Genomic DNA, 20,546 nt, shown 5'->3' with positions numbered 1-20,546 from the left:
GGTGCAACCACAATGGGTGCCGACCGAATCAGATATCGCGGCGGCGCGCATCACCGACTTCGCCGGTTTCGTGGCCGCACGTACCGGGCAGTCCGCGCCGGATTACCGGTCGCTGTGGCAGTGGTCGGTCGATGATCTGCCCGGCTTCTGGGGTGCGCTGTGGGATTACTTCGAACTCGGACCGATCGCGGGCGAGGTGCTGGCAAGCGCCGAAATGCCGGGCGCGCAGTGGTTTCCGGGTACCCGGCTGAATTATGTCGATCAGGTCGTGCGGCAGTTCCGCACCGATCGGCCCGCCATCATCGCGGTGACCGAGGACGCTCCGGTGCGCGAGGTGTCCTGGAGTGAATTGATCGATAGCACAGCGGCATTCGCGCGCACACTGCGCACGCTCGGCGTGCAGCCCGGTGATCGGGTGGCCGGATACCTGCCGAATATTCCGGAAGCGGTGATCGCCTTTCTGGCCACCGCGAGCATCGGTGCGGTGTGGAGCGCCTGCGGTCAGGACTATTCGCCCAAGGCGGCGCTGGACCGGCTGGGCCAGCTCGAACCCACCGTGCTGATCACCGCGGACGGCTACCGTTTCGGCGGTAAGACGCACGACAAGCGCGACGATATCGCGGCATTGCGGGCCGGACTGGACACCGTGAAGACGACGGTCGCGGTATCCCAGCTCGGGCTGCCGGTACCGGACGCACTGGCCTGGACCGAGGCGGCCACCAATACCGAGGCCGTCGTCATCGAAACCGAGACGGTCGATTTCGACCATCCGCTGTGGATCGTCTTCTCCTCCGGCACCACCGGACTGCCCAAGGGCATCGTGCACGGGCACGGTGGCGTCGTGCTGGAACATCTCAAAGCCGTTGCGCTGCAAGCCGATATCGGCCCAGAGGACACATTCTTCTGGTATACCAGCCCGAGCTGGATGATGTGGAACTTCCAGGTCGCCGGACTGCTGGTCGGTGCGACCATCGTCTGCTACGACGGCAGCCCCACCTATCCGACGCCGGATGCACTGTGGCACATCGCGTCTCAGGTCGGCGCGACTGTCCTCGGCACCAGTCCGGGCTATGTGCTCGCCTGTATCAAGGCGGGTGCGGTGCCGCGCACCGACCACGACCTCACCGCACTGCGGCAGGTCGGCATCACCGGTTCGGCATTGCCGCCCGCATCTGCGGTGTGGTTGGGCGAGAATGTCGGTGACCACGTACAGGTCGCCTCGATCAGCGGCGGAACGGATGTGGTCTCCGCCTTCATCGGCGGTGCGCGAACGGTACCGACCTGGCCGGGCGAGCTTTCCGCGCCCTACCTGGGTGTCGCGCTGGAGGCCTTCGACGCCGTCGGCAAGCCCGTCCGCGACGAGGTCGGCGAACTCGTCATCACCAAGCCGATGCCGTCCATGCCGGTGCGTTTCTGGAACGATCCCGACGGAATCCGTTACCACGACGCATATTTCGACATGTTCCCCGGCATCTGGCGGCACGGCGACTGGATCACCGTCACCGAACGCAACAGCATCGTGGTGCACGGCCGCTCCGACTCCACCCTCAACCGCCACGGCATCCGCATGGGCAGCGCCGATATCTACCAATCCGTCGAGCGCCTCCCCGAGATCACCGAGGCCCTCGTCATCGGCGCCGAACAACCCGACGGCGGCTACTGGATGCCACTGTTCGTCACCCTCACCCCCGGCACCGACCTCACCGACGACCTGAAAACCCGCATCAACACCACCATCCGCACCGAGGTCTCCCCTCGCCACGTCCCCGATGAAATCATCGTCGCCCCAGGCATTCCGCATACCCGCACCGGCAAGAAACTCGAGGTCCCGATCAAAAAGCTCTTCCAAGGCGCCGACCCGGCGCGCGTCGTCGAACGCAGCGCCGTAGATAATCCCGAACTCCTCGACTGGTACGCCGCCGTCCGCCCAGCCCAGAACTGAACCCGGCGGGCACGCCGCCTGTGCGCTCGAAGGCACACCGAGAATTCTTGCCGCACCTACCCCAGGTACGGCTGTGAGCGCTGTTCGGCATGAGATGCCGCAGCTGAACCGGCATTTGCTAGTTCACCGAACAGCGAAGCCGTTGAGCAGCAATTCGGCGACCTGAACACCGAGTTCGGCGGGGTCGGCGCGGCGGCTGCGGGCGAATCGGGTGACTATGTGCAGGGTGCGACTCACATTTGTCGAGGCCGGCTTGTGATATCACCCGGACCTGCGATTGCCCCTCCAGCCTTCGGCCGCGTGGCGAGCTCCCCCACCTGGGCAAATCAGACCGACCTAGACAGCTGGGGGTGTCGAGGTTGTCGATACCATGGCGGCATGAGTGTCGACAATCGCCGTACGGCGCGCAAGGCGGTCAGCGGCGACTCGGCACCGCGGGAGATTCGGCGCAGGCCGAAGAATCGGCGGGCCCAGATCGCGGCGGCGTCGGCGGCCGCATTCGGCGCGCTGGGCTATCACGGTGTGAGCATGGAAGACATCGCGTCCGGGCTCGGTATCAGCTCGGCGGCGCTGTATCGGCACTATCCGAGCAAGTACGCGCTGTTCCGCGAGGAATTGCTGCGGGTCGGCCGAGCCATGACCGAATCGGTCGAGCTGCCGGAGGCGGCGCAGGACTGGACACCGGAGCGGCGGCTGCGGCAGGTACTCGATGCGCTGATCGGCGTCACGATCGAGAATCGGCCGACTGTCACCCTGGTGCGCTGGGAGGGCCGCTATCTCGAACCCGAGGACCTGACGGTTCTCACCGACCAGCAGCTCGCCGTCGTCGGGGCGATCGGTGTGCAATTGGCCGCGTTGCGACCGGAACTCGCCGAGGACGAGTTGCGGGTGCTGCGCGCCGCCCTGCTCAGCGCGATCACCAGCATCGCCGATCACCATGCCAGTTTGCCCGCGAAATCCCTTGCTCGACTGTTGAGTTCGGCCTGCTGGTCGATAGTGCCCGCCGAGCTGCCGGCGCTGGACGCGGATGCCGAACTGCCGGTGGCGGCCGAGATTCCGGATTCGTTCAAACATGAGCTGTTGCTGCGCAAGGCCGTCGAACTTTTCCATGATCGCGGCTACCCGAATGTCAGCGTCGAGGAAATCGCCACTGCCGCCGGTCTTTCCGCCGCGTCGGCGGTGTACCGGTTCTATCGCGGCAAAAGTGATCTGCTCGCGGCCGCGTTCCGACGGGCCGCCGACCGGGTTTCCGGTGCGATCGGCCCGGCGGTGGCGGCGGCGGCCGACGCCGAAGAGGCGCTGACCACACTGATCGAACAGTACGTCGAGGGTTCGTTCTCCGAGCGCGCGCTGACCTTCGTGTATTACACGGAGTTCCAGCACGTTCCGAGCGATGAGCGCACCGTGCTACGGAATATCCAGCGGCTCAGCGTCGAAGAGTGGGCGCGGCTGCTGCGTGAGGTGCGACCGGAGCTTTCACCCGCCGAGGCCCGCTTCGTGATCCATGCGGCCTTCGCGTTGGTGGTCGATCTGGGACGCAACTTCAGCGCCGAACCGATCGCCGCCCCGGCCCGGGTTCGATTGCTCATGCAGCTGGTCCTGTTCGGACGCCCGGCGCGCTCGTAGTCCGCACCCCACCACTTCGACATGCTACCGCCGCTGCGGCCGAGTATGTTAGTTAGTATTCTGTACAGATTTAGAATAGGTGCTCCACGTAAGAGCATATTTTCGTGATCTTCCATTCAGTAGGATTTCAGCACTGGGAAGAGACGTCGAGCAAGCGTCCGGTTGGGCTAACATCGCGGGATGGATGCCGAGGATCGTCGCGCAGCGGAGGACGCGACCGCAGGCCGCATCGCACCATCGCGTGAGGTGCGCCGCCGCCCGCGCAACCGACGGGCGCAGATCGCCGCCGCCTCCGCGGAGGCCTTCGGCGCATTCGGCTACCACGGCGTGAGCATGGAGGACATCGCCTCGCGCCTCGATATCAGTTCGACCGCACTGTATCGGCACTATCCGAGCAAATACGCCCTGTTCCGCGAGGAAGCGCTGCGGCTGGCCGGACTGAGCACCGCGGCCGTGCGCCTGCCCGAACAACTGCGTGACCGGCCCGCCGCCGAACGCCTCGACCACATCCTCGATGCCCTGATCGCGGCCTCCATCGCGAATCGCCGCAGCGCCGCACTGCTGCGCTGGCAGAACCGCTATCTGGAGGACCCAGATCGCCAGATCCTGATCGATCACCTGATCACCACCGATTCAGTGGCACGAAAACTGCTGGCCGAGACCCGACCGGAGCTGCCCAACGGGGATCGGGCGGTGCTCTCGGCCGCCGCGATGAGCGTGATCGGCAGCATCTCCGATCACCATGTCGCAGTGCCGGTGCGCGCGCTGACGGCACTGCTGCGCTCGGCCTGTCATGCGGTGACCGCATGTGATCTGCCCGCACCCGGCGATGACACCGAATCCCTTGGCGCGAAGGAGGTTCCGCTCACCTTCAAACACGAGCTGTTGCTGGCGCGGGCCATCGAGCTTTTTCATGAGCACGGGTATCCCAATGTGAGCGTGGAGGATATCGCCAATGCCGCGGGCCTGCCCGCCTCGTCAGCGGTGTACCGCTTCTACCGCAGCAAGGGCGACCTGCTCGCGGCCGCGTTTCGCCGTGCGGCGGACCGGGTTTCGGCTGCCATCGGACCCGCCATCGCCGCATCGGACACCCCGGAACAGGCACTGAGCACCCTGATCGAGCTGTATGTGCAGGGCTCGTTCGCCGAGCGCGAGCTGACCTTCGTGTACTACGCGGAGATCAGCAATGTGCCGCCGGAGGATCGCACCGTACTGCGAAATATCCAGCGGCTCAACGTAGAAGAGTGGGCCAAGCTGCTGATCGGAGTCCGGCCCGAGCTCTCCGCAGCCGAATCACGGGTGTTGGTGCATGCCGCGCTGGCACTGGTGGTCGACCTCGGTCAATGGCTCGGCCCCGATAACCCCCTCTGCTCACAGCAGCGCATCACACACCTCATGCGAGTCATCCTCTTCGGACGCTGATCGCGGTTCAGTTGCCGAGGTCCATCTCAACAGGCCACAGGCGCGGGCTCGCCGCGCATCCGGCCCTCGAGCCACCGCAGTACCTCGGGGGCGCCCTCTACCGCCGCGGACAAATGCTCGGGCGCGGACACCTGCATTGTCCGCAACTGCACCCCGGCACCGCACCAGCGGCGGTCGGTGTTGCCGATGGAGTCGACCGGAACCAGCGGGTCGGCCGGCGAATGCCATTCGAACATCGGTATTTGCGGCACCCCGGGATAGAGTTCCAGACTGTTCTCCTCCACCACCGACCGCGCGTCACGACTATCGATGAACGACGTGCTGGTGACGAACTCACGAGCGCTGCCGTTGACGCCCCTGGCGAGGATTTCGTTGGTGCAGCTGTTGGCCATGGCGCCACGGAGCGCGAGGCCACGCGGGTTGAGATATGAGCTGGTATGTATTCGGTCCGGGTACTCCCGCTCCAGACCGATCGCCGCCGCCATGGCCAGTCCGAAGGCCGGGTGCGGCTCGAGGCCCAGCTCCTGCGCCATCGTCACCAGGTTCTCCGGGACGCCACCGATGGCCGCGCCCTGGAGCTGCAGCTCGGATGCGTACGACGGCTGCAGCACCGCCGCCCATGCGGTGGCCAATCCGCCACCGGAGTAGCCGGCCAGCGCTACCGGGCTGTGCTGGACGGCGAGTTCGGGCAGCCGTTTCACCGCCCGGACGCTGTCCAATACGATCTGGCCACCCAAACGCGCCGCTCCGAGGGCGAACTGCGGTCCGAGATGATCCGGCAACGAGATACTCCAACCCCGCTGCAGCACCGCATTCAACATCGACGCCGTCGTCCCCAGATTCAGATCGCCGCTGTACAGCGTGTGCGATACCGCGCACTGCGTACCGAGCGAATTGACGAAATGCTGATACGACAGCAACGGCGCGTCGGCCTGATGCAGGAGTGGGGTAATAACCGTGGTGGTCGCCGCGATCGGCCCACCATGCGAGTCGGTGGACCGGAACTTCACCAGTGTGGCGGTGGCGCCGGCGAAGAGGGGCACCGGCGGCAATGGCCGCACGTCGAGCACGTCACCGGGACTGTGCGCGCCCAGATCCGCCGGTGCGGCGTAGAACGGATCCGGATCGGGCACCGGATACATCGGTTCCGCGGTTGCCGGCGTCGCCAGTAGCAGCGCGAGTGCCACACCGCCGAATGCACCGAGGGCATGGGACCAACCGCGGTGGCCGCGGCGGAGGAAAGGAAGAAACAGACGAGTCAAGATCTCTACCTCCACGAGTTGTGCGGGGCATCCATCGACTAGCCGGGCTGTATTCGAGCGCAACCGATGGCAAACTTACAGCGATATACCGCCGCAGGACCGCAATACGTCGAAAATGGCACTGCACTCCGAATAGCATCGATCGACTCGGGCCACACAGCGACACCCGGGCAATGGTGTGGGTATCGCTTCTGCTCGGCGCAACGGAACAGATCGACGTCATCACTAGGGCCGGGGTGGGGTGGCGAGGGGGGAGTTCACCTTGTTGACGAGCCAGCGGTCGTTTACCTTTTCCAGCCGCATCACCATGGATAGTTGGCCGGGGGAGGGTTTGCCCTGGGTGCCCATGCTGGTGATGGTTTGGCCGATTACCACGATTGCTTCGGCGGAGGTGGTGTCGCCGGATTTGATCGCGCACTGGACGTCGTCGACCTTGGAGACCACCTCGCCCTGGGTCAGGACGTCACGCAATTCCTTACTGGTGCTGTCGAATTGCTTTTTCCAGTCGCCGGTGGCGCCGTCGAGTACTGCGGCGAAGTATTTGTCGAGATTCTTGGCGTCGTAGTCGGCGAGTACGGGTGCGTATCGGCAGGCGGCGAGGCGGGCGTCCTCATGGGCGGTGACGATGGCCTTGTCGGCCTTGTGCTCGAGGTAGAAGAACACCGTGGAGGCGACTGCGGCGGCGAGTAGTAGTGCGGCGGCGGCGCGGTAGGCGATCGCGGTGCGGTTGCCGGGCGTGCGGAGGAATGCAAACCGTTTGGCTGCAGGCACTTTCGAACCGAGCCCCGGCGTGGTGTCAACACCCGATGCCGCATCCGCGTCGACATCCTCGCCGAGCGAGACGGCCACCTCCGACCCATCGGTGTTGTCGATCTCGTTGTCGCTCATAGCTTCTCGTTCCTATCTGCCGGGTGCGGGCCGGGAGAGTTCATTGCCGGTGACGCCGGGCGGCGGGCCGGAACCGTTGTCCGGCACATTCGGACGTGGCGCATTCGCCGAACCACGAATCTGCAGTGCGGGATCGGTGGTGATGCAGTAGTTGTAGAGCCGCACCCGGGTATCGACGGTCTTGTCGGTCGGCACCACGGGGATCGTGTCGTAGTCACAGGTCGGACGCGGCCACGGATCGACCATTGTGTTGAAGGCGTTGTCGTGTGCCGGAATTCCGATGGCTTCCGAACCCGCGCGCAGCGCCGGGAACAGCGCTTCGATCGCCGGTTGACGCAGTTTGGCCGCCTTGGTGATGGCGACGAAGTTGGTGATCAGATTGGTCATCGGGTCCTGCGTGTCGTGCATGATGCCGCCGAGGGTGGCCAATTGGCCGGGCCCGAGTTCGAGGAATTTACGCACTTCCTGATCGGCCGCGGTCAGCTGCTGGAACAGCGCGCTCGAGCCGGTGGTCAGCGTGGTCAGATCGGGTTGGGCGTGCATGGTGGTTTCGGCGATCACCTGCAGGTTCTCGAGCAACCGCTGGGTTTGCGGGAGCAGATCGGTCAGTCCGGACATGGCCCGGCTGATTCCGGCGACCATATTCCGCAACCGATCCGGACCACCGGCCAGCGCCTTGTCGAGTTCATCGATGATCACATTGAGCCGCGCCGGATTCATCCCGCCGATCAGCCCGCTCATATTCGTGAGCACCGACTGCACGGTCACGGGTGTGCTCGTCGCCGACCGATCGACGATCGAGCCATCGGACAGATACGGTCCGCTGTCGGAGTCGGGGCGGAAGTCCAGGTACTGCTCCCCCGCCGCCGAGAGCCTGCCCACGGCGACCGTGCCGCCCACCGGAATCCTTGCGGTGTCGTTGATTTCGGCGATGGCGGCGACGCCGTCACCGGATACCCGAACGTCGGCCACCTTGCCGACCCGGCTGCCACGGAAGGTGACGTCATTGTTCGGTGCCAGACCACCGGAACTCATCAGCTCGACCCGGACCTGGTAGGTGCTCGGCAGCGGATTGATCCGCAACACGGCCGCACCGAGATAGGACATGCCGAGAATCAGCACGACTATCAGCCCGATATTTGCCACTGCGATCCGATGCCGAACCAGCCAGTGCCACAGTGGAATATTCATCGTCCACCGCCCTGCAGCCGTCCGATGACCTTCTGGATCACCTCGGCCAGACTGCCGATGAATGCTGGTACATCACCGATTTCCGGCCAGCGGCTGCCCTTCGGATCGGTGAGCGCACCGATATCGAGATAAGAAACCGTGGCGGCGACCGCAAGCACCGGCCCGTCATAGCTGGCCATGACATTGGGATAGATGGCGTGCAGCCCCTCCAGCGTCCCCGCCAGGTTATCGCCCATCTGGGTGAATCCGGACATCAGCCGCTGGATACTGTCGAACAGGCTCAGGAACTCCTGGCCCGTGGTGTCGGTGAAATCACCGAGCGCGGACATGGTGACCGAGACCTTGGCGACGAGTTCGGCGATACTCCTGTTGTTTTCGGCGACCAGTCCGATCAACGGAGGGAATGTATCCGCAGCGGCACCCAATTCTGCCTTGCGCCTGGCCAATTCGCCGGTGAGCACGTTCAGTCCGGAGAGCACGCTGTCGACGTCGGCGGTGCGTGCGTCGAGTGCCGCGAGCACATCGGTCATTTCGGTGATCAGATGTGCGAGCTGTGGTGCGCGCCCGGCGAACATCGAATTCATCTCGGTGGTTGTCCGAGCCACCTGATTGAGCCCGCCGCCGTTGAGCAGCATGGAGATCGACATCATCAACTGTTCGACCGACGCACCGGTGCCGGTGTGGTCGGGCGCGATGGTGTCGCCGGGACGCAGCAACTCGGCGCTCTCCTGCTCGGCGGGCAGGGTCATCGCGACGAACATGTCACCGAGCGGAGTGGCCTGGCGCAGTTCGGCGGTGGTGCCGCGGGGCAGCTGAATATCCTGCCGGATCTGCATTTCCACATCGGCGAGAAAGTTCGTGGTGCTGATCTTGGAGACCATGCCGATTTCGGTGCCGCCGATCTTCACGTGTGCATTCGCGGGCAGGTTCAGCGCGTCCGTGAATACGGCGTGCAACTCATAACCCGGCCCGCCGATGCCCGGCTTGGGCAGCGGCACATTGTCGACCGTCACGGCGCACCCCGCCGAGGCGACAACAACCATCGCCGCGGCAAAGGCCGAACGCGCCACGCTCATTTGGTGATCCCGAGCAGTGCGGCGGTCAACCCGAAGTCGGGGCCGAAGTCCTGGATCTTCCCGGTGCGGCAGCCGTCGAGGCGAAGCTGGATGCGCTCACAGAACAGCGAAAGCGCCGCACCGTCCAGCACCGCTTTGTCCAGCAGACCGTGTAGGCGCAGCGCCCGGCTGTCACGGCTCACGGCATTCGAGAAGTTCTCGAAGAACAGCGGCGTCACATCGGTGATTTCGGTGAGCCCGCGCGCATTGGCCCGCATCTGCGCGGTCAATGTCGTGAATCGGGTGAGCGCACCGAGCAGTTGTTCCCGATTCTGACCGACCACGGTCGCGGTATTGGTGACGAAGTCGTTGAGCTGGGTGATCACCGCCTGCAAACCCGGCGCCTGCTGCCCCATCAGTTGCACCAGTTCGGTGAGCCGACCGCTGAAATCCCTTACCGTCTGGTCGTTCTGGGCGATGATCTCGGTGATCTCATTGAGCTTGACGATGGTATTGGAGATCTGGTCACCATTGGCGAGGGTGACCTCGAATGCCGACGACAGATCGTCCAACGTTTCGCGCAGCTTGTCGCCATTGCCGTTCAATAGCGGAAACAGCACCCGGCTCGCCATCGGTCCGGTTTCGTTGTCGCCCTTCAAGGCCGCACCGAGTTGATCGAAGGTTTCGAGAATACGGTCGAGTTCGACCGGGGCACGGGTCCGGGCGAGCGGGATGTGCTCGCCGTCGGTCAGCACCGGACCATTGCCTTCGTATGCCGGGGCGAGTTCCACATGCCGGTTGGTGATCAGCTGTGGTGAAACCAGCGCCGCCATGGCGTCGGCCGGAATGCGCACGCCCTTATCGATGGACATGGTGACTTCGACGTAACTGCCCTTGGGTGTCACGGTATCCACCCGGCCGACCGGAACACCGAGCACCGCAACGTCATTGCCCGCATATAGCCCGGCGACATTCTCGAAATCGGCACTGATCTGCAGATGCTCGCCGAGATACTGATCGGGAAGTGCGGTGAGGCTGTCCGGTAGCAGCGAACAACCGGTCGCCACCGTTGCGGCGAGGCCGAGCACTGTCGATTTCAGCAAGGGACCCATCTTCATCAATTGCACCCCTGTACGGCTTGGGCGAAGCACAGCCAGTTGTCCGGAAATACCCATGGCGCCCACACATCGCCGTACGGGCCATTGCCGAGGGCATTGTTGAACTGCCGCAATGCGACCGGCATGATCTCGTAGAGCGAATCGAGGTTGTCCCGGTTCTTCTGCAGGCCCTCGGACATGGTGTTCAGATTCTGGATGAGCGGACCGAGCTGATCCTGGTTCTCCAGGCCCATGTCCTGCAGCAGCCGCGACAGGCTCGCGACATTGTCGAGCAGTTGTTCGAGCAGGTTCTGCCGCAGTGCGACGGCATTGCCGATGGCCTCGCCGCGGGTCAGTAGCAGCAGCACGCTATTGCGGTTGTCGGAGGCCAGCTCGGCCACCTGATCCATGCTCTTCAGCAGTGTGTCCACCTCGTCGCGGCGATCATTGATCACCTTGGCCAGCGCGCCGATACTGTTCAGCGCCGCAACGGTGAGCTGCGGGGAGTCACCCATCTGCTGGCTGAGCACATCCAGTGACTGCCGCAATTTCGCCGGATCCAGGCGTTCGATGCGCTCGAAGGACGATTTGTAGTTCGGATCCCGGATGACCTTGCCGAGGTTGTATGGCACCGAGGTCTGTTTCAGCGGAATTCGGTTGTCCGGCAGTCCTTTTCCATTACCGGGCACCAACTCGACGTGCAGCTTGCCGAGGATGGTCGTCATCTTGATGGCGGCCGAGGCGTCCGGCCCGAGTCGAAGATCCTTGCGCACCTTCAGATCCACGACGACCTTCGCACCGTCGAGTCGCACGGCACTCACCGAGCCGACCTCGATGCCGGAGACATCCACCGATGCCCCCGATCGCAGACCTGCCGCTTGCGCGAATTCCGCACGAATCGTCTTATCACCGAGATGCGCCTGCGATAACGCACTCGAACCCACCAGCAGCACGACGACCGAACCGGCCGCGAGCAGTCCCAGCCACAACAAGCGATTGCGTATCCGACCCAGTAATGCCGTCATCGGCAGACCTCCGAATGGGAATTGCCGCCCACCTGCGAGAACAGCCCCGGCGGCAGCAGCACGCCCCACAGCGAGACGTCCAGCGAGCAGATGTAGGCGTTGGCGTATGCGCCGTAGCTCGTGAAGCGGGCGAGACCATTGAGAACGGTCGGTAGTTCGATCGCCGCCTGATCCAAGGACGCGCCGTTGAGAATCAGCAGCGCTACACCGCTGGTCGCATCGTTCTGTGCCCGAGCCAGATTCGGCTTCACCTGACCGATCAGCGCCGCCAGCGAATCGGTGGATTTCGCCACCGTATCGACCGACGACTTCAGCGATTCACCCTGTGCGTAAAGCGATTCCACCAGCGAACGCGCCTGCGTGATAAGGGTTTCCAATTCGCCGCTGCGATTGGCCAGGCCCGCGATCACACTGCTGAGATTGCCGATGACATCGCCGAGAATCTTGTCGCGCTGACCGAAGGTGTCCGCGAGTTGGGCAGCCTGGGTAATCAGCGCACTGAGCGAGACCTTGTTGCCTTGCAGGGCCTGAATCAAGGTCTCCGACAGCGAATTGACCTGATCCGGTTGCAGCACACTGAACAGCGGTTCGAAACCCGACAGCAGCGATGACACATCGAACGACGGTTCGGTGCGCTCGACGGGAATCGCGGATCCGGCAGTCAGCACCGCGCCCTCGTCCTTGCCCGGAACCAACGCGATATAGCGTTGGCCGATCAGATTCTGGTAGCGCACCAGGGCTTTCGTCGTCGTGGTCAGCCGCTGGTTGTTCTGGATACGGAAGTCCACGCGCGCCTTGTAGTCGCCGGCGAAATCGATGGCGTCGACCCGCCCGACCCGCACCCCAGCCATCCGGATGTCATCGCCGACGCGCAGTCCGAGCACATCGGTGAAAGTGGCCGAGTACGAATCGGTATCGCCGGTTACCGACCGTTGCAGGGTCGACCAGATCGTGTACGTCAACAGCACCGCGACCACGGCGAACAGACTGAATCCGGCCAGCGCTTTCCCTGATTTCATGTACTCACCGCCCTTCGTTCGGTGCGGTGTCGTACACGGTCACCGAGCCGCCGGCCAGTACCGGAGCCAAGAGCAGGTACTGCGCGGTGGTCGGTCGCCCGCCGATGATCGCGGCGGCGGCATCGAGTCCGCGCAGATCCGAATTCGGCTGGACGGGTTGATCCGTCACAGCAGCCGGCGCGGTAATGCCCGGAATCGTCGGCAGCCCCGGAATACTCGGCAGTCCGGGAAAGCTCGGTAGCCCCTGTGCCGGAGCAATGGGCGCAGGCCCCGCGGCTGCCAACCGCTGCGGCATCAGCTGCCGCGGAAACTCCTGCTGCGGTGCGACATCCGGCACCGTACTGCCCCCACACCGCGGACCGGCCATGGTGCCGTAGTGCGGACAGTCCTTGGCCGTGTACTGCTGGAACGGCGTGAAGCTGACATCCATCTTCCACACCATCTGTCGGCTCGGTCCGAATCCGAAGGTCGTGCGCACGCGCTGCAGCGCGGCATTGAAGTTGGCGGCGGTATCCGGGATGGCCTGCGGGTCCCTGGCCAGACCGCCGAACAGGCCGTCGAGTCCGACGACCAAGTCTTTCCCGGCGTCCGGATTGCGCGCGAACAACGAATTGACCGAGTCGACCGCGCCGCTGGCATTGGTCAGCAACGCGACGAGGTTGTCGCGCCGCTCGGTGAGCGTGCGTGCGCTGGTCACCGAATCCGACAGCACACCGACCAACTCCGGCGCCGAAACGCTCAACGCCGTCACGGCCCGGCCGAGGTTGCCGAGCAGATCGCCGATGCCGGGAGTCGCGTGCACCTGGGTGAGCCAGGTATCGAGGCGTTCGATGGTGGAACCCGGCACCCGCGCGGCGGGATCGAGTGCGTCGGCGAGGGTTGCGAGCACCCGGCCGAGCTTCTCCGGCTGGATATGGTCGAGCACATCGCGCAGCACACTGAGCGTGGTCTGCAACTGCACGGTGCCTGCGCTGGTGTCCTCGGGAATTCGGGCCCCCGCGCGCAAGGTTTCGGTCGCGTGCCCGTTGTCGACGAGTTCGATGGCGGTCACGCCGAAGATATTGTTGGGGATCACCCGCGCCGTGACATTCGCCGGAATCAGGTCCGCCACCGCCGGCGCGAGCTCCAGGGCCGCATCCTGACGTGCACCCTTGGCGACGACATCGACACCGGCCACGGTGCCGACGACCATGCCGCGGAACTTCACATCGGCATGGGTCGGCAACCCGTCACCGGTACTCGTGAGTACCGCGACAACCGGGACCTTGTCCTGGAAATAGCCGGTGTAGCGCAGGCCGAGCAGGTACAGCAGCAATGCGGCCGCCGTGGTCATGGCTATTCCAGCGAGGGTGAGCTGACGCGGGGTGGGTCCGCGCCCACTTGGATCGAGCAGCATCGCCACCTACCCCGAAATCCGGAATCCGGGGTCGATACCCCAGATCGCAAGGGTCAGAAACAGATTCACGAACACCATGACGACGATCACCATCTTGATCGCGCGACCGGCCGCGTGGCCGACGCCTTCCGGACCACCGGTGGCTATGTAGCCGTAGTAGCACTGGATGAATGTCGAAATGAGCACGAACACCACGACTTTGACGACCGAGAAGAAGACATCGATGCCGTTGAGGAACTGGAAGAAGTAGTGGTCGTAGGTCCCGGCGGAGGTGCCGCCGAGGAACAGCACGGACAGCTTCGTCATCAGATACGCAACGGCGAGGCCGACGCTGTAGAGCGGGACGATGGTCAGGGTCGCGGCGATCATCCGCGTGGTCACCAGATACGGAAGTGGCCGGATGGCAATGGATTCCAGCGCATCGATCTCCTCGGAGATCCGCATTGCACCCAACTGCGCGGTGAATCGGCAGCCCGCCTGGATGGCGAAGGCCAAAGTCGCGAGGATCGGGCCGATTTCGCGCGTCGTCGCGAAACCGGAGATCGCGCCGGTCAGCGGATTCATGGTGAGCAGATTCAGCGCGGTGTAGGACTCCATGCCGACGGTGATCCCGCCGAATCCGCACAGGATGATGACCACACCGACCGTGCCGCCGCCGACAATGAGCGAACCATTGCCCCAGCCGACATCGGCGGTCAGCCGCAGCACTTCCTTGCGATAGTGCCTGAGCACGAAAGGAATTGCGGCCACCGCTTGGCAGAAGGTTATCGCCTGGTGGCCGAGCCGTCGGTTGGCCTGGACCGGCACGCCGGCGACCGCGCCGACCGCCCGAAACGGCTTCAGCACCGGCGGGGTGTATCGGGTGCCCATCTCAGATCACCTTCGCCGGGAAGAGTGTGTTGTAGATCTGGGTGATGATGATGTTCGTCGCGAACAGCATCAGCGCCGAATTGACCACCGCCGCGTTCACCGAGTTGGCGACCCCACCTGGACCGCCCTTGGTATGCAGTCCGATATCGCAGGCGATGATTGCGGTCAGCGCGCCGAAGATGGCCGCCTTGACCAGTGCGATCACCAGATCGTTCGCCACCGCGAAGGAGGCGAAGGTGCTGATGAACGAGCCGGCCGTGCCGCCCTGGGCGTACACGTTGAACATATAGCCGGTGGCGAAGCCGACGAACACCACGAATCCGCAGAGCAGGATGCTGACCAGGATCGCGGCCAGCAGTCGCGGCGCGACCAGTCGGCGCACCGGATCGACGCCCATCACCATCATCGCGTCGATCTCCTCGCGAATGGTGCGGGAGCCGAGATCGGCGCAGATGGCCGAACCGACCGCGCCCGCGATCATCAGCGAAGTGACCAGCGGCGCACCCTGCCGAATGATGCCGAGACCGCTGACCGCGCCGATAAAGGTCGTCGCACCAACCTGATTCACCAGCGCACCGACCTGGATGGACACGACAACGGCCACCGGGATCGCGACGAATACGGTCGGTGCGGCGGAAACACTCGCCATGAACGCGCACTGCTTGATGAACTCGTGGAATGGGAAGCGGCGCACGAACATCGCGCGCAGCATCTCGATGAAGGCATCGCGCATGAGCCGAACCTGGCGCCCCAAGGTCTCCAGCGACCGCTGCGGATGCCGTTGCCACAGGCCCTTCAAATCCTCGACGGCCCGCTCTAGATCCGTTGGCTCAGTCGGCCTTTCGGTGAGTCGAGTGCTCATGCCGACTCGCCGAGTTGATGCTGCAGCAGGACGAGGAGATAGCCGACCACGGCGATACCGGCGACGGCGGTGCTGAGCACGGCGAGCCAGAGCCCGAACCGCAGCACCGGGTTGACTTTCATACGCCCCCCGAGGATCTTGACGCCGATCACCAAGATGTCGATGAGCCAAACCAAGATCATCATCAGGTCATGCACACATTCGAGAAGGTGAGCACCGGCCAGCACACGATCGAGCCGAGGAAAGATATGGCCACGTCGATGCCGTGCATGCGGTGCAGATGGCTGGTGTGGGTCAGCGTCCAGATGAGGCCGACGAGCCCGTATGGAATGGCGAGAATGATGATGGTGCCGAGGAATTCGGAGACCTTCATCTCGTAGCTGAATATTCGATCCAGCTTCTCGAGCATGCGTCTGTGTCCTTTCCCCCGCCACCCGAACGGCACGGCGGGATACGCGCCGGGGCGAGGGGTCGCTGCGGCGCGAGTGCGGCCGATCACGCTGCGATCGGTCGGGTATGGGTGCGTATGTTACGCATGATTCCTTGGATTGCGGAAGAACTTGAGACCACTTAGTTCAGCGAATCTCGTTATAGAACCCAGCACAGCCAGCTAGACTCGATTCGCAGACAGGAGAATCCTCGGTAACATAATCGACCGCTGGCCTACCTCGGGCCGATTCGACGCAGGAGCGTTCGATGGCAAGTGACGCGGATTTCCGCGGCAATCCAGCCACCACGGCGAAGGCGGCGGACCGATGGCCGATCTGCACTGCCGCGTCCGCAAGTAGAAGAACCCGGATCCGAGTGCTAGCCAGAGCAGGCGTGCCACATCTGGTCGACGATCGCTTCGATGTCGGAATACTTTGGCACCCAAGATAATTGGCCGACAGCCTTGGCCGGATCAGCGACCAGCGAACTCGGTTCCGGCACCGCTGGGCGATGGATGAGCGCCACGCGTCGTCCCGATACCTTTTCCACAGCGGCAACCACCTGACGGACACTCGTGCCCCGGCCGCCACCGATGACGTACCGCTCGGTCACGCCTTGCGATGGCAGGTATTCGAGCCCAGCCACGAACGCATTCGCGGCATCGGCCACGTGCACATAGTCACGGACCGTCGTACCGTCGCCGTTGACCTCGAACGACTCATTCCGCGCCGCAGCGCTGAGCACCCTCGGAATGAGCCGAGTGGGATCCGGATCGCGCCCGCCCGCCACATTCGACAGCCGAAGAACGACGGCGGCGGCATCGTGGGCGTCGATGGCCTTTTCAGCCGCCAGTTTGCTGCTCGCGTAGGGGTGCGGCGGGTTATCGGGCAGATCCTCGGTGATCGGCCGACCGCCCACGTCGCCGTAGATCGCACCGGTCGAGGCGAATACGAGCCGGGGCACCTCGGCGGTCGCCATGGCATCGAGCAGGGCGATGGTCCCGACGGTGTTGACCCCGAAGTACCGGAGGGGGTCGGTCATCGACTCCCGCACCCGGGTCAGCCCGGCCAGATGACACACCGCATCTACGCCGTCGACCGCACGTCGAAGTGCGACAGGGTCGAGTAAGTCAGCAATTCGAATCTCGCTGGCATGCGCAATGTTCGGTCGCTGCGCATGCACCATGGCGACAGCATCGTGCCCGGCCTCCGTCAAGGCCGAAACGACAGCTGTGCCGAGGTAACCCGCCGCTCCCGTGACAAGTACGCGCATGGCGCGACTCTATGGAAGGCCCTGGTCGGCTACCGGATCGGGTGGGGATGTCCTGCGCATTGAGGTCGCGCACATCGAATGCATACCTCGCATACGTTGCAGCTTCTGCGCGGTGGTCACTGGCTGTGCGACAGCCTTGGACTTGTGTTGGAGCGTGCTCCAACTTTTAGAGTTCGGGGCATGACCAACACACAGGCCTCTACCAGCAATGATCGTTTCGAGCGCGGACTGGAACTGCTTCGGCAGGTCGGCGGGCAGGAGCGGCCCGCGGTGCTGGACAGTCTCGCGGATATCGCACCGGACCTGGGGCGGCTGACCGTCGAATTCGGGTATGGCGACATTCTCTCGCGGCCGGGGTTGACGTTGCGGCAGCGGCAGTTGGCGACGGTGTCGGCGCTGGCCGCGATGGGAAATGCCGCGCCGCAGTTGCGATTCCACATCGATGGGGCGCTGAATGTGGGATGCACGCGGGAGGAAATCGTAGAGACGCTGATCCATGTCAGCGTGTATGCGGGGTTCCCCGCCGCGTTGAACGGACTGGGTGCGGCGCGCGAAGTGTTCGACGCCCGTATCGATCTCCCCGCACCGGCCGAACCAGCACCGGCACCGACCGGTGACCGGTTCGAGCGTGGGAGCGCCAAGCTCGCCGAGATCGACGGGCACGCAGGCGAACAGGTCATCGCGTCGCTGCGCGATATCGCACCGGATCTCGGGCGCTACATCATCGAGTACGGCTTCGGCGATATCTACTCGCGGCCCGGCCTGGACCTGAAGACCCGGGAGATGGTCACCGTCGCCATGTGCACCGCGCTGGGCACGGCGGCGCCGCAACTGGGCGTGCACATCCACGGCCTGCTGAATGTCGGCGGCAGCGAGACCGAGGTCGTCGAAATCATCACGCAGATGGCGGGTTACGCCGGATTCCCGGCCGCACTCAACGGAATCACCGTGGCACGTGCGGTTTTCGCGGAGCGCGCGGGCGACTGACGCGCATCAGTCGGAAGGTTCCGGCAGCAACCCATCGACGCCGATATCGTTTGTCCCCAAGGCCTTTCGGCCCATCCCGGTGCGGCACTTCTGCGGATGAGCGCCGCACCGGGACCCCCATCAGGGCAGCGGGTTACTTCTCGGCAGTGCGCCGGAAGCAGTGCGCGGAGGCGGCCAGATATTGGCGGCAGCGGGCGCCGTGTCCAGCATGGACGGAGAGGATGAAACGGGCCCGGTCATCACTGAGACCCACCGGCTCTTGATTGCAATCGCGGCTCTGTACGAGCCACAATTCCCGGATATCCGAATGCAAAACGTCCATTGTTCACCTCCACCGAAGAGATTGAGTGCACCCGGCACCGGCAGCGCCACCGGAACCCGCCGTCGACGCTGCGGATCGGAACAGCGTCGGGACCGTGCGTCGGGTTCCGGAGAGCTGGCACCCCCGAAAGGGTTTGGGGTACAAACCCGGTGCCGGGTACCACTTCAGCGTGCACGTTGCGATTCGGTGGATAACAGAGCCGAATGCGGTAAATGCGAGTAATTTCCGATTGAATCAGCCTGGTACGAGGGAGCGGGACCTATGGTTGAGGTCGACTGGACCGGCGAAGACGTACTCGCTCTTCGCGTGGCGATGAAACGAAGTCGCTATGAGTTCGCACGCCTGGTGGGCGTCACCCCGCGCACCGTGATCTTGTGGGAGAACGGCCGGACAACCCGGATGCATGCCGCAAGCAGGCGTTTGCTCGATCGAGTGCTATCGGAGGCCGATTCGGTCGTCGTCGGGCGATTCGAGCGCGCGATCGCGAGCCCGACGACGGCCCGCGATACCGAAGAGACGAGCCCGGCGCTCGATCGGAGAAAGCTCGGTAGGGACATCGGGCTCGACAAGGAAGTCGAGGATGACGACGTGAGAAGGCGATTGCTATTGGCCTGCATCGGCGCGGGCCTGGCCGGTCAGGCGGCGGATATGGTCGCGAGCGAACCGGAGAAGATGCTCGCCACCCTGGACGCGGGCTCGATGAGCGAACGGCGACTCGGCCTGCTCGAGCAATCCGTCGAGGCGCTGGGCGCCCGCGTCGTGCAGGTGCCGCCGCACGAGTTGCTGCAGGCCACGCTCGACCAATTCCGTGCGGTCCGCGGCTGTCTCGCGGAGCGGCAGGCGACCCATCATCAAATCCGACTGGTCCGTACGGCTGGGCGCCTGGCGAATGTCGTCGGCGAAATTCTGTTCAATGAGGGACATTTTGGTCAGGCTCGATTGTGGTACACCACCGCAATTCATGCCGCCCAGGACATCGGCGATCGGTATTCCGAGGACATCGCACTGGCTGGATTGTCGTATTTACCAACCTATAGCGATAATCCGAAGGAAGTTTTGAACCTGCTCAGCCCGCGCCTCGAAGAAAATCCGGGCAACGGTCCGGCGGCGGCGTGGTTGTGGGGAATGGCGTCCCGCGCGCACGCGAGCCTCGGTAATTTCGACGGCTTCGCCCGCTGCATCTCGAGGTCGGAGCAGGCGCTGGAAAATGTTCCCGCGGAACAACTCTCGATCGGCATCTTTTCCTTCCGCCCGGAGAAGCTCGCCTTCTATCAGGCCATCGGCTACTCCCGATTGGGCCGCACCGAGCAGACCGCCCTGGCATCCGAGCGAGCTATCGGGCTCTACGACCCGAGCGAGACCATGGAACCCGCACTGGTGCGGTTCGAACACGCGACCGCGTTACTGGCCTCGGGTGAGGTGGACGAGGCCTGCGCGGTGGCGACCCGCGCGATCACCAATGGCCACACCTACGTCGGCCTCACCGTCACCAAGCGTGCGAAACAATTCGATACCGCGCTGTCGGGTTTCCGGGGTCGCGCGGTCGCCGATTGGCGCGAGCAGGCGCAGATGATCGTCAACACTCCACGCACGCGGGCATGAGGGGTAGGGCGCACCGGCCGGCAGGGGGGATGTACGGACCGGCGCGCCCTACCTATTCAGTTGGCCTCGGGCTGCATCGCGGTAATGAGTGAATTGGGACGCATATCCAGCCAGTGGGATTCGACGTACTTCAGGCAGGAGCGACGCGCGGCCGCACCGTAGGCGATGGTCCAGCCGCCGGGGACGGCGGCGAAGATCGGCCACAGGGAGTGCTGGCCCTCGGCATTGGTCAGGACGTAGAACTGGGCGTCATCGTCGTCGAACGGGTTGGTCATCTGG

19 protein-coding genes are annotated in these 20,546 nt (G+C 64.3%); 5 read left to right on the top strand and 14 right to left on the bottom strand.

Annotated features, from left to right (window positions below; genetic code table 11):
• Window position 1 precedes the first annotated feature (1 nt).
• The 3 genes from ACIBW7_RS26555 (at window position 2) to ACIBW7_RS26545 (ending at window position 4,990) form a co-directional block, all read left to right on the top strand.
• Window positions 2-1,942 (top strand): acetoacetate--CoA ligase, encoded by a 1,941-nt coding sequence (locus ACIBW7_RS26555; RefSeq protein WP_397050720.1) that lies wholly within the window; start codon window positions 2-4, stop codon window positions 1,940-1,942.
• 378 nt (window positions 1,943-2,320) lie between these two features.
• Window positions 2,321-3,568 carry a TetR/AcrR family transcriptional regulator gene (locus tag ACIBW7_RS26550; protein ID WP_397050718.1) on the top strand — a complete coding sequence of 416 codons (1,248 nt, stop codon included), beginning with the start codon at window positions 2,321-2,323 and terminating at the stop codon, window positions 3,566-3,568.
• Between the two features lie 180 nt (window positions 3,569-3,748).
• Window positions 3,749-4,990 carry a TetR/AcrR family transcriptional regulator gene (locus ACIBW7_RS26545; RefSeq protein WP_397050716.1) on the top strand — a complete coding sequence of 414 codons (1,242 nt, stop codon included), beginning with the start codon at window positions 3,749-3,751 and terminating at the stop codon, window positions 4,988-4,990.
• A 26-nt stretch (window positions 4,991-5,016) separates the two neighbouring features.
• Here ACIBW7_RS26545 and ACIBW7_RS26540 read toward each other — a convergent pair whose 3' ends face one another.
• The 13 genes from ACIBW7_RS26540 to ACIBW7_RS26480 all read right to left on the bottom strand — a co-directional run bounded on the left by ACIBW7_RS26540 (window position 5,017) and on the right by ACIBW7_RS26480 (window position 17,356).
• Window positions 5,017-6,252: a lipase family protein gene (locus ACIBW7_RS26540; RefSeq protein ID WP_397050714.1), complete on the bottom strand. Its 1,236-nt coding sequence runs from the start codon at window positions 6,250-6,252 to the stop codon at window positions 5,017-5,019.
• Window positions 6,253-6,477: 225 nt separating this feature from the next.
• A complete protein-coding gene (locus tag ACIBW7_RS26535) occupies window positions 6,478-7,140 on the bottom strand; it encodes a hypothetical protein (protein ID WP_397050712.1) in 663 nt (220 codons plus the stop codon).
• A 12-nt stretch (window positions 7,141-7,152) separates the two neighbouring features.
• Window positions 7,153-8,331 (bottom strand): MCE family protein, encoded by a 1,179-nt coding sequence (locus ACIBW7_RS26530; protein ID WP_397050710.1) that lies wholly within the window; start codon window positions 8,329-8,331, stop codon window positions 7,153-7,155.
• Window positions 8,328-9,407: an MCE family protein gene (locus tag ACIBW7_RS26525; RefSeq protein ID WP_397050708.1), complete on the bottom strand. Its 1,080-nt coding sequence runs from the start codon at window positions 9,405-9,407 to the stop codon at window positions 8,328-8,330. The genes ACIBW7_RS26530 and ACIBW7_RS26525 overlap by 4 nt, the downstream gene beginning before the upstream one ends.
• Complete coding sequence (locus tag ACIBW7_RS26520) at window positions 9,404-10,498, bottom strand: MCE family protein (RefSeq protein ID WP_397050833.1); 1,095 nt, start codon at window positions 10,496-10,498, stop codon at window positions 9,404-9,406. Before ACIBW7_RS26520 ends, ACIBW7_RS26525 begins: the two co-directional genes overlap by 4 nt.
• A gap of 5 nt (window positions 10,499-10,503) precedes the next feature.
• The gene (locus tag ACIBW7_RS26515; protein WP_397050706.1) at window positions 10,504-11,508 is read right to left on the bottom strand and encodes an MCE family protein; all 1,005 of its coding nucleotides are present in this window, start codon (window positions 11,506-11,508) and stop codon (window positions 10,504-10,506) included.
• Entirely contained in the window at window positions 11,505-12,527 is a 1,023-nt protein-coding gene (locus ACIBW7_RS26510) for an MCE family protein (protein WP_397050704.1), read from the bottom strand. Before ACIBW7_RS26510 ends, ACIBW7_RS26515 begins: the two co-directional genes overlap by 4 nt.
• A 4-nt stretch (window positions 12,528-12,531) precedes the next feature.
• Window positions 12,532-13,923 (bottom strand): MlaD family protein, encoded by a 1,392-nt coding sequence (locus ACIBW7_RS26505; protein ID WP_397050702.1) that lies wholly within the window; start codon window positions 13,921-13,923, stop codon window positions 12,532-12,534.
• 6 nt (window positions 13,924-13,929) lie between these two features.
• Window positions 13,930-14,793 (bottom strand): ABC transporter permease, encoded by an 864-nt coding sequence (locus tag ACIBW7_RS26500; RefSeq protein WP_397050700.1) that lies wholly within the window; start codon window positions 14,791-14,793, stop codon window positions 13,930-13,932.
• A 1-nt stretch (window position 14,794) separates the two neighbouring features.
• Window positions 14,795-15,655: an MlaE family ABC transporter permease gene (locus ACIBW7_RS26495; RefSeq protein ID WP_387294446.1), complete on the bottom strand. Its 861-nt coding sequence runs from the start codon at window positions 15,653-15,655 to the stop codon at window positions 14,795-14,797.
• Window positions 15,652-15,840: a hypothetical protein gene (locus ACIBW7_RS26490; protein ID WP_397050698.1), complete on the bottom strand. Its 189-nt coding sequence runs from the start codon at window positions 15,838-15,840 to the stop codon at window positions 15,652-15,654. The genes ACIBW7_RS26495 and ACIBW7_RS26490 overlap by 4 nt, the downstream gene beginning before the upstream one ends.
• Window positions 15,840-16,064: a hypothetical protein gene (locus ACIBW7_RS26485; protein ID WP_397050696.1), complete on the bottom strand. Its 225-nt coding sequence runs from the start codon at window positions 16,062-16,064 to the stop codon at window positions 15,840-15,842. Before ACIBW7_RS26485 ends, ACIBW7_RS26490 begins: the two co-directional genes overlap by 1 nt.
• A 398-nt stretch (window positions 16,065-16,462) precedes the next feature.
• Window positions 16,463-17,356, bottom strand: coding sequence for an NAD-dependent epimerase/dehydratase family protein (locus ACIBW7_RS26480; protein WP_397050694.1), 894 nt, complete (start codon window positions 17,354-17,356; stop codon window positions 16,463-16,465).
• Between the two features lie 180 nt (window positions 17,357-17,536).
• Here ACIBW7_RS26480 and ACIBW7_RS26475 point away from each other — a divergent pair, with 180 nt between their 5' ends.
• Both ACIBW7_RS26475 and ACIBW7_RS26470 read left to right on the top strand, forming a co-directional pair.
• Window positions 17,537-18,343, top strand: coding sequence for a carboxymuconolactone decarboxylase family protein (locus ACIBW7_RS26475; RefSeq protein WP_397050692.1), 807 nt, complete (start codon window positions 17,537-17,539; stop codon window positions 18,341-18,343).
• 583 nt (window positions 18,344-18,926) lie between these two features.
• Entirely contained in the window at window positions 18,927-20,267 is a 1,341-nt protein-coding gene (locus ACIBW7_RS26470; protein WP_397050690.1) for a helix-turn-helix domain-containing protein, read from the top strand.
• A gap of 56 nt (window positions 20,268-20,323) precedes the next feature.
• On the opposite strand, the gene ACIBW7_RS26465 is transcribed toward ACIBW7_RS26470, so the two are convergent.
• The gene (locus tag ACIBW7_RS26465) at window positions 20,324-20,542 is read right to left on the bottom strand and encodes an MbtH family protein (RefSeq protein WP_040695737.1); all 219 of its coding nucleotides are present in this window, start codon (window positions 20,540-20,542) and stop codon (window positions 20,324-20,326) included.
• Window positions 20,543-20,546 lie beyond the last annotated feature (4 nt).

The sequence above is a fragment of the Nocardia sp. NPDC049526 genome, assembly GCF_044465765.1.
Taxonomy (GTDB): Bacteria; Actinomycetota; Actinomycetes; order Mycobacteriales; family Mycobacteriaceae; genus Nocardia.
This window is presented reverse-complemented; position numbering and strand designations above follow the sequence as displayed.